Genomic DNA, 16172 nt, shown 5'->3' with positions numbered 1-16172 from the left:
CCCCATGGGGATGGTCCCTATGGACGGACGGGGCCAGACCCCGTAATCTGAACGTCACCTAACCGAAAGGTATGGGGGGAAGCCCGCGCGATGCTTCGACTTGATGTCGGCACACTGGCATTCACGGCCGCCATGACGTCCATGGCCTGCGGTCTGGTCTATGCCGGTTATGGTTTGGCGCGCCACCACGGTCGGCGGTGGGTTGGCTTCGGCCTGTCGGCCCCGAGCTACGGCCTTGGCCTGCTGCTGATCATTCATATTGGAACCCTGCCGCCGGTGGTGGCCATTTTCGGCGGCAATCTGCTGCTGGCGGTGGCGGCGGTCACCCTGCACGCCTGCTGCGCCCAATTGTCGGGGCGGGTGGTGCGACCGGCCTTCTATCTGGCCTTTGTGGCCGCCTACATGGCTGGGGTCAGCTATTTTCTTTATGCCGACGACAGCATTGGCGGTCGCATTGTCGTTGCCTCGTTGATCCGGGTGCCGTTGTTTCTGCACGGGGCCGCAGCTGGTCCTTGGCCGCCGCCGGGAGGAGCCGGGCGCCGGGCTCTTGCTGCTGGCCGCCGTCCTGGGCGGCTGGGGCTGCCTTCTCGCCGGGCGGGGGCTGGGGGTGGCCATGCTGGGGCCGATCCGGGAGTTCGTCTCCCTGGAAGGCGGTTTCGCGCTTTACTACGTGTTGGCCGGGCTGGGCTATGTGGCGATCCTCATCGCCTTGATGCTGGTGGATTCCGACCGCCTGGCCGCCGTACTGGGCGAGGAGGTCTCACGCCAGGCCGAGGCTCTGGAAACCCAGGTCGAACGGCAGGTCCAGGCGCGGGAGGATCTGCGGGCCATTCTCGACAACATGCCCGACATCTTCTATCGCACCGACACCGAGGGGCGGCTGCTGATGGTGTCGCGTTCGGTGGAGGGTCTGCTCGGCTACACGGTGGAGGAGGTGCTGGGGCTGGACTCCGCCTTCTTCCACGGCAGTGATGACAGCCGCCCCCAACTGGTGGCCGCCCTCGAAGCCGCCGGCGGTTCGATCATCGATTACGAGCTCCGACTGCGCCACAAGGATGGCCGCATCCTGTGGGCCTCCACCTCGTCGCGCTTCTATCTCGACGCCCAGGGGCGGCGGGGGGGGACCGAGGGTGTCGTCCGCCTGATCGAGGAGCGCAAGCGCACCGAACTCTATATCCGTGAGAACCAAGCCCTGATTCAGGCCATGCTGGACGCCTCGTCGGACGCCATCATGCTGTTCCGGCCCGACGGCACCTTGTTGGCGGTCAACGAGGTGATGGCGGCGCGCTTCGGGCGCCGGGCCACCGAACTGACAGGAAGCTGCCTGTGGGACATGTTCCCGCCGGATGTGGCCAAGGCCCGCGAGGAGGCGGTGACCCGGGTGGTGCAGACCGGCGAAGCCATCCACTACCTGGATCGGCGCGGCGATCTCTATCTCGACAATTCCATCTATCCCGTCCCCGGGGTGGATGGCGTTCCCGACAAGGTGGCGGTTTATTCCCGCGACATCACCGCCCAGACCCTGGCCGAGCAGAAGGTGGCCACCTATTTGGCCGAGCTGGAACGCTCCAATGCCGAGTTGGAGCAGTTCGCCTACGTGGCCAGCCACGATCTGCGCGAGCCGCTGCGCATGATCTCCAGCTATCTCTCCCTGCTGGAGCGGCGCTATGCCCCCAAGCTGGAAGGCGACGGCCTGGAATTCCTGGCCTTTGCCCGCGACGGCGCCCAGCGCATGGATCGGCTGGTGCTGGATCTGCTGGATTTCTCGCGCATCCAGCGCAAGGGCTCGCCCATCGTCGCCATGGACGCCGATCCGCTGTTGCATCAGGCCTTGCGCCACTTGGCACCGGCCATCGAGGAAAGCGGCGGCGCCGTCGAGGTGGCGGAAGGCGGCGAGGCCGTTCGGGTGATGGGCGATCCGGACCAGGTCATCCGGCTGTTCCAGAACCTGATCGGCAATGCCGTCAAGTACCGGGCGCCGGACCGCGCGCCTCTGGTCAAGGTGTCGTGGCAGCGCACCGGCGGCGAGTGGGAGTGCGTGGTCGCCGATAACGGGATCGGTATAGATCCCCAGTATTTCGAGCGCATCTTCGGCATCTTCCAACGCCTGCATACCCCCGACGCCTACGCCGGCACGGGCATCGGTCTGGCCATCTGCAAGAAGATCGTCGAACGCCATGGCGGGCGGATCTGGGTGGAGTCGGTGCCCGACCAGGGCTCAGTCTTCCATTTCACCCTGCCGGCGGCTCAGCCCACATAGGCGGAGATGTCGACCTCGTCGATCTGTTCCGGCTTCAAGAAGCGTTCGGCATAGCGGCGATAGACGCCCGAGGTCAGGAACAGGTCGAACAGGTCGGGATCGACGTGCTTGTCCTTCTTGAAGAAGCTGAGGATCTTCACGCATTCCGACAGGGTCTTGGGCTTCTTGTAAGGACGGTCCGAGGCGGTCAGGGCCTCGAAAATATCGGCGATGGCGGTGATGCGGGCGGGAATGGACAGGTCCTCGGCCGCCAGCTTGCGGGGATAGCCGGTCCCGACCAGCGTTTCGTGATGGGCGCCGGCATATTCCACCACCCGGGACAGGTGCTTGGGGAAGGGCATCTGCTTCAGCATGATGATGGTCTGGATGATGTGCTCGTTGATCTTGAAGCGCTCTTCCTCGGACAGGGTGCCGCGGCCCACCGACAGGTTGTAGACCTCGCCGAAATTATAGAGATTCTCCGGAATCTTGGTCTTGAAGCCATAGGCGGGGTCGAACAGTGCCGAATCCGTCGGGCGGGGGATGACGTGCTGGGGCTTGTCGGCCAGCAGGGTCTCGACGGTGGGCAGCGGCTGAGGCTCGCCCTCGCAGCGGCGCAGTTCCTCGTGGGCCAGGCCCAGCCGGTCGTCGAAATGGCGCATCCAGGTGCGGGTGGCGATGGCTTTCAGCCGCTCGACCTTGTCGGGCGCCATGAACTCTCCGCCCAGATTGCACTCGGCGATGAAGGCGAAATCATCGGCCAGAACCGCCTTGGCCGCCTCGAAGGCCGCTTCGGCCTCGGGCGCCGGGGTGCCGGCGGCCACGGCTTCGAGCATGCGGATGCGCTCGTCGCGCAGCAGCACCTCGAAGCGGGTGCGGACCTCGTGGATGCGGTTGTGGATGGTTTCCAGCTTGGTGGCCTTGTCGACCACGTATTCCGGGGTGGTGACCTTGCCGCAATCGTGCAGCCAGGCGCCGATCTTGAACTCGCGCCACTCGTCGGGTGTGGTGAAGGCGAACTCGGCCAGCGAGCCCTCCGTCACCTTGCAGGCCTCCTCGGCCAGCATCAGCGACAGCTCGGGCACGCGTTCGCAATGGCCGCCGGTATAGGGGCTCTTGGCGTCGATGGCGCCCGCCAGGATCTGGATCATGGCGTCCATCAGCCGCTCCTGCTGGTCCAGCAGGTCGCGGTTGTAGAGCGCGGTGGCGGCCTGGGCGGCCAGGGCCTCGACAAAGCGCTGGATCTCGGGCGAGAAGGGGACGATCTCGGTGCCGCCCGGCGGGCGCGAGTTGATGAGCTGCACCGCGCCGATGATGTCGCCGCCCCGGGGCTTCAGGGGCACGGTCATGAACGATATGGACTTGTAGCCGGTGCGCTCGTCGAAGGCCTTGGTGCCCGAGAAGTCGAAGCTGGTGTCGTCGTAGGCGTCGGGAATGTTGACCGTGGTCTGGGCGTGCACCGCATGGCTGACCACGTTGTTGTGGTTCTCCTGGCCATCCTTGTACATGGGGACTGGGGGCAGCGAGGGCGGGTCCTCGTGGGCGCCGCCCATGCGGATGTTCAGCGTGTCGTTGCGGATGATCTGGAACCGCAGATTGTTGTCGTCGTCGCGGATGTAGAGCGTGCCGCCATCGGCGTTGGTCAGTTCCTTGGCGCCCATCAGGATCATTTCCATCAGCACGCCGTGGTCGCGTTCCGACGACATGGCGATGCCGAGGTCGACCACCCGCTCCAGCCGTTTCTGGGCGGCGGCCAGATCGTTGGTGCGGCCCTGGATGGTCTGCTTCATCAGGCCGAAGGCCTCGGACAGGTCGTGGAATTCGGAAATCAGCGAGGCGCGGGGCGCCGAGCCGGTGAAGTCGAACTCGCGGACCCTGGAGGCCTCGGCCACCAGATGGCGCACCGAGCGGGCGACGCGCCGGGCGAACAGGGTGGACAGCGGCACCACCAGCAGCAGGACCAGCCCGGCCGCCTTGAGGATGCGCGACTGCATGTCGGCGATGGGACCGGTGAAGTCCGCGAACGGCGCGGCCAGTCCGATGCCGATGGATTGGCCGCTGGCATGCCGCCATTCGGTCATCTGGGTGAGGACCTCGCCCTCGGCGGTGGAGGCCAGGTCTGCCTCGCCGGTCCGCGATGCGCCGAGAATCCGGAGCAGCGGCGTCTCCATGCTCGACAACTCGGCCAGGGGACCCGGCTCCTTGTCCGTTCCGCTGAGCAATTGCGGCGATATGGCCAGGATGCGGCGCTTCTGGTCAAGCAGGACTACCCCGCCACGCGGGGACACGTTCTGCTGGGCGGCGAAGTCCGACAGGCCCTTCAGCGCGATGTCGACGCCGAACACCGTCCCTTCGGCGCTTGCTGCGCGGCGGGACGCGGTCAGGCCCGGGGCCTGCAGGGAATTGAACACATAGGGCTCGGACAGCACGCTGCCCTGGCCGACCAGCGCCGCCTTGTACCAGGGGCGCAGGCGCGGGTCGTAGCTGACCTCCCCCTTGTCCGCCGCTCCCAGCCGGCTGAAGGCGGAATCGAGGAAAACCCAGGACTCGCGGCGTTGGTCCGCGGACCCGCCGATGGTCCGGATGATGAAGTGAGTGCCGGCCGGCGCCATGCCGATGGCGTCGCGGATGCGGCGGTCGTCGCGCGCCGCGATCACCTGCAAGAAAGCGCCGTCCATCTGCCCCACATAGGCGGCGTAGAGACTGGAATTCTGCTCCAGCAGGCGGAGCATGAAAGGAACCAGGGGATGATCGGTGCCGTCACCCGCGATGGGCGTGCCGATGGCGGGAAGCGCGGCGCCCAGCCCGGCCAGATCCAGCAGGTCGCCGATCTGCCCCTCGACCCGGTCGGCGACCTTGGCGGTGATTTCACCGAACAGCCGCCGCGCCCCCTCGCGCGCCGCATTGGTGCTGGCGAAGTAGATGCTGCCCGCCGTGGTCACCGTCAGGCAGACCACCACGAAGGCGATGATCAGCACGATGCTGAATTGCAGCCCAAGGCGCATCCGCCCAGCCATACCCATCCCCCTAAAGATCGAGCCCCCTCGAAGGTGCGCAGAATGCACCAGAATCAGAATAAGAAAAGAGGGTAATCACCTTACCGCCCCACACTTTCCTCGCCACGGAAGGATAGGGGCGGCGACCGGAGGAAGGGGGGACTCAGACGCCCTTTTCCCGGCGATTGACGCGGGCCATGGACAGGCCCAGGCAGATCCCGGCCCAGGCCAGGGTCACCGCCAGCGACACCAGATAGTGGGTGTCGGTGAACAGCCGCTCGGGGCCGCCATAGAAGGGGGCGCGGATGATCACCAGGGCGTGGCTGACCGGATTGGCCAGCATCACCGCCTTCATCCAGGCGGGCACGTTGCCGATGGGGAACAGGGCGCCCGACAGCATCCACAAGGGCATCAGGAACACCATCATCACGGCGTGGAAGGCCGAGGTGGACTTCATCCCCCAGGCCAGCAGGAAGCCCAGCGCCGAAAAACCGATACCGGTGAGCAGAAAGCCCATCAGCAGCAGCACCAGGGACCCCGCCCCCAGATGCAGGCCGAGGAAAGGCGCGGCGATGGTGAAGATCAGGGTCTGGATCATGGCGATGGAGGTGGCGCCCAGCACCTTGCCCAGCACGATGGCCAGACGCGACACCGGGGCGACCAGCACGCCCTGGAGGAAGCCCGCGTCGCGGTCCTCGATGATGGTGATGGACGAGAAGATGGATGCGAACAGCATCATCATCAGCATCACGCCGGGATAGAAGTATTCGAGATAGGTGACGTTCTCCATGCCGGCCGGGCGGAACGAGCCGCCGAAGCCGGCGCCCAGGAACAGCCAGAACAGCAGCGGTTGCGCCACGGTGCCGACCACGCGCTGGGGCTGGCGGATGAAGCGGGTGAACTCGCGCTTGGCCAGCGAGTAGGCGACGGGGGCCATGCCGGTCATGATGCGGCCTTTCGCAAATCCAGGGCCAAAGCGTGGTCGGGGACCGCCTTGCTGGTGACGTGGACGAAGACGTCGTCCAGCCCCGGCTGTTTGATGGCGATGGAGGCGATGTCGGCGCGGTAGTTGTCCAGGATGCGTTCGAGCAGCGGCAGGCTCTCGCCGTTCTCGGTCTCCTCCAGGCGCACCTCGTCGCCGATGCAGCGCACGGCCAGCCCCATCTCGGCGCGCAGGCGCGCGGCCAGGGCCTCGGCGTCGCGGGACTGGACCACCACCATCTCGGTGCCGATCATGGCCTTCAGCGCCGTGGGGGTGTCATAGGCCAGCAGCTTGCCTTCGCGCATGATGGCGACGCGGTCCACGTCGTCGGCTTCGGAGAAGACGTGGCTGGTCATCAGCACGGTCATGCCGCGCTCGCGCTGCAGCTTGTGCAGGGCGGCCAGGAAGTTGCGGCGGCTCATGGGGTCCAGCCCGGTGGTGGGCTCGTCCAGCAGCAGCACCTTGGGGTCGGTCATCAGCACCTTGGCCAGTTCCACCTGACGCGCCAGCCCGCCCGACAGGGTGTCGACCTTCTGATCCTGGCGGCCGTCGAGATCGGTCCAGCCCAAGGCTTCGTCGCGGCGGCGGGCGAAATCCGCGCCCTTGATGCCATAGAGGTCGGCGTGAATCTTCAGGTTCTCGCCCACCGACAGATGCTTGTCCACGGCGGGGCTTTGGAACACCACGCCCATGATCTCGCGCACCCGGGCGGGGTGGGAGAACAGGTCGAAGCCGCCCACGGCGACCTTGCCCTTGCCCGGCAGGGTCATGCCGCACAGGATGCGGAACAAGGTGGACTTGCCGCTGCCGTTGGGGCCGGACAGGATGGCGAACTCGCCGTCCTTGACCTCGAGCGTCAGGTCCGAGATGGCGGTCCGGGGCGGCATCTTGCGCGTGCCCGGATAGGTGTGGCTGAGATTGTCGATGATAATCATGGCCGGGCACTGTTCCACAGCCCGGCGGGTGGGTAAAGGCCCGCCTTATTAAAAAACATCAATGCTGCCCCGCCTTCACCGCACGCACGAACGAAACGAAGCGCGGCGCCCAGGGATTGGCGCCGACCGACCTCATATGGGCATAGGTGGCGAGGGTGTTGGCGATTATCAAGCCGTCCTGCTTCTCGGCGATGCCGGTGCCGCGAATGACCTGATAGGCGAAGCGGGGGGTGTCCTCCATGTTCTCCAGCCGGGAATGGTGGAATTCATGGGCGGGCAGCACGGCTGGGCCGTCCTCCAGCCGGGGCCAGGGGAAGGCGTCGGTCTCGCGCAGGCGGACATAGCCGCGTCCCTGGGGCGCCTTGTGCATCACCGCGTCGGCGGGGATCAGCCCGATCATCTCGCGCCTTTGGCCTTTCCACACGATGGCGCGCGACAGAACCATCAGCCCGCCGCATTCGGCGTAGATGGGTAGTCCGGCCAAACCCTTTTCCCGGATTTCGGCACGCAGGGAGGCATTGGCCTCCAGCGCCTCGCCCTGGGTTTCGGGAAAGCCGCCACCGATGAACAGCCCATCCAGCCCGGGCGGCAGATGCGGGTCGGAGGTGGCGTCGAAGGGCACCAGTTCGGCGCCCGCCGCCGCGAAGGCCTCCAGGTCGTCGCGGTAATAAAATCCGAAGGCGGCGTCGCGGGCGATGCCGATGCGCAGAGTGGTGGCCGGGAGGGCCGGGAGGGCTTGCTTTTCCTCCTCCACCGGTGAGGCCGCCTGGGCCAGGGCGATCAGGGCGTCCAGGTCCACCTGGGAGGCCACGGCTCTGGCGAGGCGGGCGATGGCGGCGGCCGCCGCCTCGGCCTCGTTGGCGGGCACCAGCCCCAGATGCCGTTCCATGATTTCCATGTCCGGGCCGCGATGCACGGCGCCCAGCACGGGGATGCGGGTGTAATGGGCCACCACGTCGCGCAGCTTCTTTTCGTGGCGGGGGCCGCTGACCTTGTTGAGGATGACGCCGGCGATGCGCAAGGTGGGATCGAAGGCCTGATAGCCGATCAGCAGCGGCGCCACGCCGCGGGTCATGCCCTGGCAATCCACCACCAGGACCACGGGGGCGTCCAGCCACTGGGCCAGCATGGCCGAGGAGTTGGCGCCCTCTAGGTCGACACCGTCGTAGAGGCCCTTGTTGCCCTCGATCAGGCTGATGTCGGCGCCCCGGGAATCCCGCTCGAAGGTCTGGCGGATCAGGGCGGGCGGCTGGGTGTGGAAATCCAGGTTGCGGCAGGCCCGCCCGGTGGCGGCGCCCAGCCACAGCGGGTCGATGTAGTCCGGCCCCTTCTTGAAAGGCTGGACGGCAAGGCCGCGCGCGGTCAGGGCGGCGGCCAGACCCACCGTCACCGTGGTCTTGCCCGAGGATTTATGGGCGGCCGAGATCAGCAGCCGGGGGGCGGGACGGGAGGTCACGCCGCCCCCGGGACCTTGGTCTTGTCGCGCTCGCGCCACATCACCTGGGCCATGCCCTCGGCCTCGTCGACGGACTCGGCCCGGCCCATGGCGCGCAGCGCGATGGCCATGGTGCCGGCGATGGCGGCGCCGGCCATTTCGTCGCCTTCCGCGCCGCTCCACAGGGCTTTGAGGCGCGACAGGTCCAGATGCTCCTCATGGGGGCGGGCGCCGTCGACCAAGGCGGGCCAGTCCTCGGACAGCGGCTCGCCGTTCACCAGGGACAGCACTTCGCAGGCCTTTTCGGGCCGGCGCTCGGCCTCGCCGCCCTCGCCCTTGAACACCGACATGCGCTGGTCGCCCAACAGGCGCAGCGCCTCCTGGTGCACCGGGGCGTAGGGCGGGTGCGAGACGCTGGACAGGGAGCAGGCGGCCCCGAAGGGATTGGCCAGCCGCGCCACGGTATGAACCGGCGAGCGCAGGCCCAGCTTGTGGCGCAGCTCCATGATGGCGTGCAGGGGCGGCGACAGATGTTCCAGCGTCATATAGGCGAAATTGCCGTGCTCCAGCCGCTGGGCGGCCTCGGCCATGGAGGTGCTTTGCCCCAGGCCCAGGGCGGCCAGCGCCTCCGAGGTCCACACCCGCCCGGCGGTATGGCCTTCCGAGCCGTGCATGAACACCCGGATGCCGTGCCCGGCCAGGGCCAGGGCGGCCAGCAGGTAATAGGGCAATTGCCGGGTCTTGCCGGCATAGCTGGACCAGTCCAGATCCACCCGAGGCCCGCCCTGGGGCGGAGTGATGGTGGCGCGGATGGCGGCGGCCAGTCCGGCGGCCTCTTCCGGCGTCTCGGTCTTGACCCGCAGCAGGCAGAGGAAGGCGCCCAGTTGCACCGGCTCCACCTTGCCGCCCAGGACCATGGCGAAGGCGTCGCGGGCCTCCTCGAAGGTCAGGGGGCGGGACAGGCGCGGCCCCTTGCCGAGAATGCGGACGTATTGGGCAAAGGGGTGTTCCTGGCTCACGGGCGATCCTTCCACGGCTGGCGTCGGTCAGGGATGATAGTCCAATATGCCCCGATCTTGGAAAGCTCCTTATGTCAGGGAAGGTTAATATGACGCTGACCATCGAAGCCGCCTTCAACCGCGCCGCCCGCTCCTATGACGGCTTGCGGCGACAGTTGATCCCCTGCTTCGACGATTTCTATGGCGCCGCCCTGGATCTGGTGACCGAGTTCGCGCCGCCGGGCGCCCGTATCCTCGACCTGGGGGCGGGGACGGGGCTGCTGTCCGCCCTGGTGGCCGAACGCCGGCCCGATGTCCGGCTGGTGCTGACCGATCTGGCCGAGGACATGCTGGAGCGCGCACGCGAGCGCTTCGCCGCCCATCCGGTGCCCGTGGAGTTCCGGGTGATGAATCATCTCGATCTGGCCGAGGAGGGGGCTTACGACGTGGTGATGTCGGCGCTGTCCATCCACCACCTGGAGGACGAGGGCAAGCGGGCGGTCTATGCCGCCATGGCCCGCGCCGTCCGGCCGGGCGGCGCGGTGGTCAACGCCGATCAGGTGGCCGGGGATACGGCGGAGATGGAGGCTCGCTACTGGAGCCACTGGCACGAGGCGATCCAGCGGGCCGGACTCCCGGTTGACGAGATCGCCGCCGCCATCGAGCGCCAGACCCTGGATCGCCGCACGCCGCTGGCGCCGCAACTGGACTGGTTGCGCCGGGCGGGACTGGAGCAGGTGGAGTGCCGCTACAAGAACGTCAGCTTCGCCGTGATGGCCGGGCTCAGGAAATAGCTGCGATGGCCCGGCGAAGGTTGCCGATGCAGGCCTGAATGCGGGTTGCTCCGCTTCTCACCGACAGGCGGCGGCGAGACGGGGTGTCGCGCCAGGCCCTGGTGACGTCATCGAGGATGATGCGGGTGTTTGCCTCGCTCTCGGCCGCCGTCAGTATCAGGCGAAGGCCGTCGGAGACACAGATGATCATATCCGCCAGGATGTGGTGCTCGTCCGAGCCGATGGGAAATCGGGTCAGGTATTCGGAGGCGGCCAGGTCGGTGCGCATCCCGCTTTCCACGACGCGAGCCAGGACGGCGAGCACCGCCCCCTCGAACAGGACCTGCCTGTCGACGCAGCCCTCATTGTCGTGTTCCATGGTGTCCATGGGCTTCGGCACGTCCTTGCTCCCCTGTATCCAAGATAAGCCGGTCGATCAGTTGCGTCCGACCTCTGGTAGCAAAAGTCCAAGGAAAATCGCGCGCGCAACGGCGTGTGCCCTTGTCGCGGCACCCATTTTCTTCATGGCATTGAGAATATGAAAGTTCACCCCGCCAATGGATATTCCCAGGTGGCGGGCTATTTCTTTGCTGCTCTTGCCCGAGGCAATAAGTTGTAAGACGTCACGTTCCCGCTCAGTCAGATTACTCTCAACGCTGGAACCGTCCACTTCTGCACCGTATAGTGTCAAAACCTCTGTAGGCTGCAGAATAGTTGCCTGTGATTGGGGCAATCAAGCCAGATATCAAGACCTAGCAATTCAACTAGGGCTAGACCGCGATTGTGGGGGTGGAAAGTTCTGTCTTGGAGGTGGATATACGTATGACTTATGTCAGGGGCGTCGTAAATAGTCAGATAAGGGCTCCGTCCTTAAGACTTTCCCGCTTTTGATGGGGGGAAAGACTTTCATTCATGTGTTTTGAATGTGCCTTCATTCTGTCGGCGACCACCCGTAACTGTTGCTGTCTTCGTGGTGTGTGTGGCAAATGGCTGCTTTTTTGGGTTTTGTGATGTGCTGTGGCTGTAGTTGATTATTTGGTCTTCATCTCATAGACGCCGATCCATTCGGGGGGCGGCGGCTCGGCCAGGAAGTGGCGGCAGCGCTCGATGAAGATGGCGGGCAGCTTGTCCGAGGGGGCGAGAGCGGCCAGCCGCTCATAGGCGGCGATGGAATCGGACCAGCGCCGGTCCTGATAGGCGGTGAAGGCTTCCTCGGTCATGCGGCAGATTTCCAGTTGCTCCGCCGTGGGGGCAAGCTCAGGGACGCCGTCGCGCAACGCCATCAATTCATAGACCAGGGCGCCGGCCTTGCGGCCCTTGACCGCCACCAGATCCAGCGGCCGGGCCAGGACCCCCGGCCCTGCGGCGTCCAGCACCGCCTGACTGACGCAGATCTGGGTGCCATAGGCCTTGTTGACGCCTTCCAGCCGCGAGGCGACGTTGACGCCGTCGCCCATGGCGGTATAGCTCATGCGCCAGGCCGAGCCGATATTGCCGACGATCACCGGCGCCGTATGCAGCCCGATGCGCACGAACATGGTGGGCAGGCCCTGGGCGGCCCACTCGGCGTTCATCCGGGCCTGGGTCTCCCGGGCCTTCAATGCGGCGATGCAGCCGCGCAGGGCGTGGTCGTCGCGCCAGACCGGGGCGCCCCAGAAGGCCATCACAGCATCGCCCACGTATTTGTCGACGGTTCCGTCTTCTTCCGCCACGCATTCCGAGATGGCGGCCAGATGGCGCGAGATGTGGACCAGCAGGTCGCCGGCCGCCATGCGCTCGGACAGGCCGGTGAAGTCGGCCACGTCGGTGAACATCACGGTCAGCGTCCGGTCCTGGCCGCCCAGTTCGATGGCCCGGCCGCTGGCCACCAGCTCGCGCACCAGATCGCGGGGCACGAACATGCCGAAAGTCCGAAGCGCCCGCTTCATCATGTTCATCGAGTGGATGAGTTCGTTGACCTCGGCGACGATGGCGTGCAGCGCGATGGGACCGGCCAGGTCGAATTTCTGGATCTTCTGAATCTCGTGGATGAGCAGGGTCAGCGGCCGCGTGATCCAACTGGACAGCAGGGCCACCAGCAGCAGGCCGATCACCATGACGGCGAAGCCCACAGCCACCAGGTCGCGGCTGTTTTCCTTCAGTGTGCCGACGAAGTCGTCTTCCAGCACGATGATGACCATCAGCCAGTTCTTGCCCAGATCGGTGGGGAAGGGGTTGAACGACCCCAGGTGCCGCTTGCCGCCGGAATCGAAGCTGACCGTGCGCGTCTTGGCGGAGCGGTAGGCGGCGAAGGCGTCTGCGATGACCTGCTCGCCCAGCTGGTCGGCCTTGACCAGGGAGTATTTCAGTCCGTCCTGGCGCACCGTGCGGGCGGCGTCGGGATGGGCGATCAGCTGCTCCTTCTCGTCGACGATGAAGGCCATGCCCGACCCGCCCAGATCCAGGCTGGCCAGGAAGTCGGACATCTGCTTGGTGGCGACGTTGGCGGCGGCGGCGCCGATCACCCGCCCGTCGGCGGCGAAGATGGGATAGGCGGCGGTGATGCCGGGCTGACGGTTGCTGGTATAGACCAGCAGGTCGCTCCAGATCAGGCCCTTGGTGGCGATGGCGTCCTTGTACCAGGGGCGGGGCCTGGGGTCGTAGTTCAGCTCGTTGGAGGTCTCCTCCCCCACCACGGCCCCGGCCGCGGTGACATAGGTCCAGACGTCGGTATATTTGCCACCCTTGCGATCGACCACCCGCAGCGCGAAGCGGGCGTTCTCCGGCGGCTGGGTGTCGTGGGCGCCGAATTTCCTGGTTCCCGGCGGTATGGGGAAGGCCTGGAGGAAGCGCCCATCCGCGTCGAAGGCCAGATAAATGCTCTGCAATTGCGGCTGGGTCGCCAGAATGCTGGTCATGTAGGGGAAGAGCGAGCCGTCGCGGGCCTTGGCCTCGTCGATGGCGGCCAGTCGGGCCGTGGCCTGGACGCTGGTCTCCACCGGGTCGAGCAGGGCCATGGAGCTGGAAATGCCCGAGGCCGACACCCGCTCCACGAAGCGGCCCATCAATTCCAGGACCGAGGCGGAGTTCTTATGGTAGGCGAAGGCGACCAGGGTGATGACGGTGACGGTCAGCAGGGCGGCGAAGGCGCCCAGGATGTTGACCCTCAACGTCAGGCCCTTGCCGCGCTTCTTGCGCCGCCGATCCCGCGCGTCACCGGCCGACGCGCCATTGGGAGGCGCGCCGGACGGAGTCTCGGGCACGGGCGGCATCGAATTCATTTGCGTTGGGTCACCGGCAAATTAAACAAGTTGTGACAATGCTACCTCACTAGGTGGGGCGCGTCATCGGGTAAGACCAGTAGAAGAGGTCAGATTCCGCGACCTTGCCGCAGCATCCAGGCGGCGAGCTGATCGGCGGGCATGGGCTTGGCGTAACGGAAGCCCTGGACCTTGATGCACCCGGCATCCTTGAGGTGCTGCTCCTCGCCCTCGGTCTCGACGCCCTCGGCGACGATGGACATGTCGAGAGCGTCGGCCAGACCCAGGATTGCCGAGACGATGGCGGCATTGTCGCTCTGGTTGTTGACGTCGCGCACGAAGGAGCGGTCCACCTTGATGGTGCTGAGCGGCAGCCGCTTCAGGTAGGACAGGCTGGAATAGCCGGTGCCGAAGTCGTCCACCGAGACCTGGATGCCGATCTCGCGCAGCCGGGTCAGCTGTTCGATGGCCCGGTCGGGTTCGGCCATGACGGTGCTTTCCGTCAGTTCGATTTCCAGCTGAGAAGGCAGGACGGCGTATTGGGCCATCAGGTCGGAGATGCACTCCACCAGGGCGTGGTTGAGGAACTGGCGGCCGGAAACATTGACGGCCACCTTGATGCCGGTCAGTCCGGCTTCGCGCCAGGCGGCGATCTGGCGGCACGATTCCTCCAGTACCCACCAGCCGATCATGGAAATCAGGTTGCTTTCCTCGGCCACGGGGATGAACAGGGCCGGCGAGACCTGGCCGCGCTCGGGGCTGTTCCAGCGGATCAGGGCCTCGACCCCCGATGTCCGACCGGTCTGCAGGTCGACCTGGGGCTGGTAGAACAGCTGGAACTCGCCCCGCACCAGGGCGCGGCGCAGCGCCTCCTCCAGCTTGAGGCGGTCCAGGGCCTCGTCGTTCATGTTGGAATCGTAGAAGCAGAAGGTGTTGCGCCCCTTTTGCTTGGCCCGGTACATGGCGGTGTCGGCGTCTTTCATCAGGGCATTGAAATTATCGCCGTCGTCGGGGTAGATGGCGATGCCGATACTGGCGCCCACATGCACCTTGTGGCCAGACAGTTCCACCGGCTCGTCCAGGGCGGCGGAGATCTTTTCCGCCACCTCGGCCAGTTCGGTGGTGCTTTGAAAATGGGTCAGCACCACCACGAATTCGTCGCCGCCCAGGCGCGCCACGGTATCGGAGCGGCGCAGGGTATGGCGCAGGCGGTCCGACACCACCTTCAGCAATTCGTCGCCGGCCACGTGGCCCAGGCTGTCGTTGACGATCTTGAAACGGTCAAGGTCGAGGAACATCAGGCCGATGCGCCGTCCCTCGCGCTTGGCCACCTCGATGGCGTGGTGGACGCGGTCTTCCAGCAGCAGGCGGTTGGGCAGTCCGGTCAGCGTGTCGTGGGTGGCCTGATGGACCAGTTGCTGCTCGGTCTCCTTGCGCTGGGTGATGTTCTCCTTGACCGCCATGAAGTGGGTCACCACGCCATCATCGTCGCGGATGGGAGAGATGGTGGCGTATTCCCAGAACAGGCTGCCGTCCTTGGCCCGGTTGCACAGCTCGCCCTGCCAGGTGGCGCCGGACGCCAGGCAATGCCACATGTCGCGGTAAAGGGAGGCCACCGTCTCGCCCGATTTCAGCAGGCGCGGGTTGCGGCCCAGCACCTCGTCCTCGGAATAGCCCGAGACCAGGACGAAGGCGCGGTTGACATATTCGATGGCGCCATGGGAATCGGTGATCATTACCGAAACCGGCGCCTGCTCCAATGCCGTTTCCAGCTTGCGCAACTGCTGGCGGCGCTGGTGGCTTTGGGTCACGTCGCGGGAGAAAATCGCCACCCGGTCGCGCTGTCCCACCGAATCCGCCACCAGATGCATGTGCACGTCGAACAGCTTGGCGCCGATGGCGTGGTGGCTCTCGACGGTCTCGCGGCGGTCCAGCACGCGGTCAATTCCCCGGCGCATGGGGGCTACGACGGAATCGGGAAGATGATCCCAGATGGCCTTGCCCGGAAGGTCGTCGCTGTTCTTCTCGAAAATGGCCGAGGCGGCGGCGTTGACGGCCAGAATGGTGCCCTCGGCATTGACCAGGACGATGCCATCGGTGGAGGAATCCAGCATGGCCCGGATCAGGGTCTTGCCGTCGAGAATGGCCTGTTCCGCCTGCTTGCGCTTGCTGACGTCGTAGAGCCAGGCGAGATTGACCGCCTCACCGTTCAGGGTGGCGGAGCGGATGGTCAGCACCGACCAGAAGGACGAGCCGTCGACGCGGAAGAACTTCACGTCGGCGTCGGCGATCTCGCCGGCCTCCTTCAACTGCCGCACCACTTCCAGGCGCTGGTCGTCATCAGCGAAGTGGCGCCGCGCCGAATGGCCGATGCATTGCTCGGGCGTCATGCCGGTGATCTGGCAGAAGCGGCGGTTGACGAACAGCACCAGGCCGTCGCGACGACGCGACACGGAAACCCCGACCGGGCTTTCGTCCAGAATGCCCAGGAAATCCGTAATTTCAGCAGGGAGGGACATGCGATCTGAATCTCAGGTGACTGGCAGTTTCGTCAAATCTAACCGGAAAATGACGA

General features: G+C 65.9%; 11 protein-coding genes. 2 read left to right on the top strand and 9 right to left on the bottom strand.

The annotated features are described in order from the left end of the window. Positions 1 to 547: 547 nt before the first annotated feature. Entirely contained in the window at positions 548 to 2260 is a 1713-nt protein-coding gene (locus AMB_RS18355) for a sensor histidine kinase (protein WP_148207483.1), read from the top strand. On the opposite strand, the gene AMB_RS23575 is transcribed toward AMB_RS18355, so the two are convergent. The 5 genes from AMB_RS23575 to AMB_RS18330 form a co-directional block, all read right to left on the bottom strand. Continuing rightward, entirely contained in the window at positions 2248 to 5256 is a 3009-nt protein-coding gene (locus AMB_RS23575) for an HD domain-containing phosphohydrolase (protein ID WP_050750757.1), read from the bottom strand. The genes AMB_RS18355 and AMB_RS23575 overlap by 13 nt on opposite strands. Positions 5257 to 5398: 142 nt before the next feature. Further along, entirely contained in the window at positions 5399 to 6181 is a 783-nt protein-coding gene (locus AMB_RS18345; RefSeq protein ID WP_011385982.1) for an ABC transporter permease, read from the bottom strand. Beyond that, positions 6178 to 7152: an ABC transporter ATP-binding protein gene (locus AMB_RS18340; protein WP_011385981.1), complete on the bottom strand. Its 975-nt coding sequence runs from the start codon at positions 7150 to 7152 to the stop codon at positions 6178 to 6180. Before AMB_RS18340 ends, AMB_RS18345 begins: the two co-directional genes overlap by 4 nt. A 58-nt stretch (positions 7153 to 7210) precedes the next feature. Further along, a complete protein-coding gene (locus AMB_RS18335) occupies positions 7211 to 8608 on the bottom strand; it encodes a cobyrinate a,c-diamide synthase (protein WP_011385980.1) in 1398 nt (465 codons plus the stop codon). Next, positions 8605 to 9606, bottom strand: a complete 1002-nt coding sequence (locus tag AMB_RS18330) for a glycosyl transferase family protein (protein ID WP_011385979.1) — start codon at positions 9604 to 9606, stop codon at positions 8605 to 8607. The genes AMB_RS18335 and AMB_RS18330 overlap by 4 nt, the downstream gene beginning before the upstream one ends. Positions 9607 to 9695: 89 nt before the next feature. On the opposite strand from AMB_RS18330, the gene AMB_RS18325 reads away from it, so the two are divergent. Further along, positions 9696 to 10379, top strand: coding sequence for a class I SAM-dependent methyltransferase (locus tag AMB_RS18325; RefSeq protein WP_148207482.1), 684 nt, complete (start codon positions 9696 to 9698; stop codon positions 10377 to 10379). Here AMB_RS18325 and AMB_RS18320 read toward each other — a convergent pair. The 4 genes from AMB_RS18320 to AMB_RS18310 all read right to left on the bottom strand — a co-directional run bounded on the left by AMB_RS18320 (position 10369) and on the right by AMB_RS18310 (position 16116). Continuing rightward, complete coding sequence (locus AMB_RS18320) at positions 10369 to 10758, bottom strand: hypothetical protein (RefSeq protein WP_011385977.1); 390 nt, start codon at positions 10756 to 10758, stop codon at positions 10369 to 10371. The two genes, AMB_RS18325 and AMB_RS18320, sit on opposite strands and share 11 nt — an antisense overlap. Positions 10759 to 10794: 36 nt before the next feature. Continuing rightward, positions 10795 to 11028 (bottom strand): helix-turn-helix domain-containing protein, encoded by a 234-nt coding sequence (locus AMB_RS24655; RefSeq protein ID WP_148207481.1) that lies wholly within the window; start codon positions 11026 to 11028, stop codon positions 10795 to 10797. A 361-nt stretch (positions 11029 to 11389) separates the two neighbouring features. Then, positions 11390 to 13618: a cache domain-containing protein gene (locus AMB_RS18315; protein ID WP_011385976.1), complete on the bottom strand. Its 2229-nt coding sequence runs from the start codon at positions 13616 to 13618 to the stop codon at positions 11390 to 11392. A gap of 89 nt (positions 13619 to 13707) precedes the next feature. Next, complete coding sequence (locus tag AMB_RS18310; RefSeq protein WP_011385975.1) at positions 13708 to 16116, bottom strand: sensor domain-containing protein; 2409 nt, start codon at positions 16114 to 16116, stop codon at positions 13708 to 13710. Between the last annotated feature and the right edge of the window lie 56 nt (positions 16117 to 16172).

The organism is Paramagnetospirillum magneticum AMB-1 (assembly GCF_000009985.1).
In the GTDB taxonomy this organism is placed as follows: domain Bacteria; phylum Pseudomonadota; class Alphaproteobacteria; order Rhodospirillales; family Magnetospirillaceae; genus Phaeospirillum; species Phaeospirillum magneticum.
Note: the sequence above shows the minus strand (reverse complement) of the source record. Positions and strands in the feature narration are given on the sequence as shown.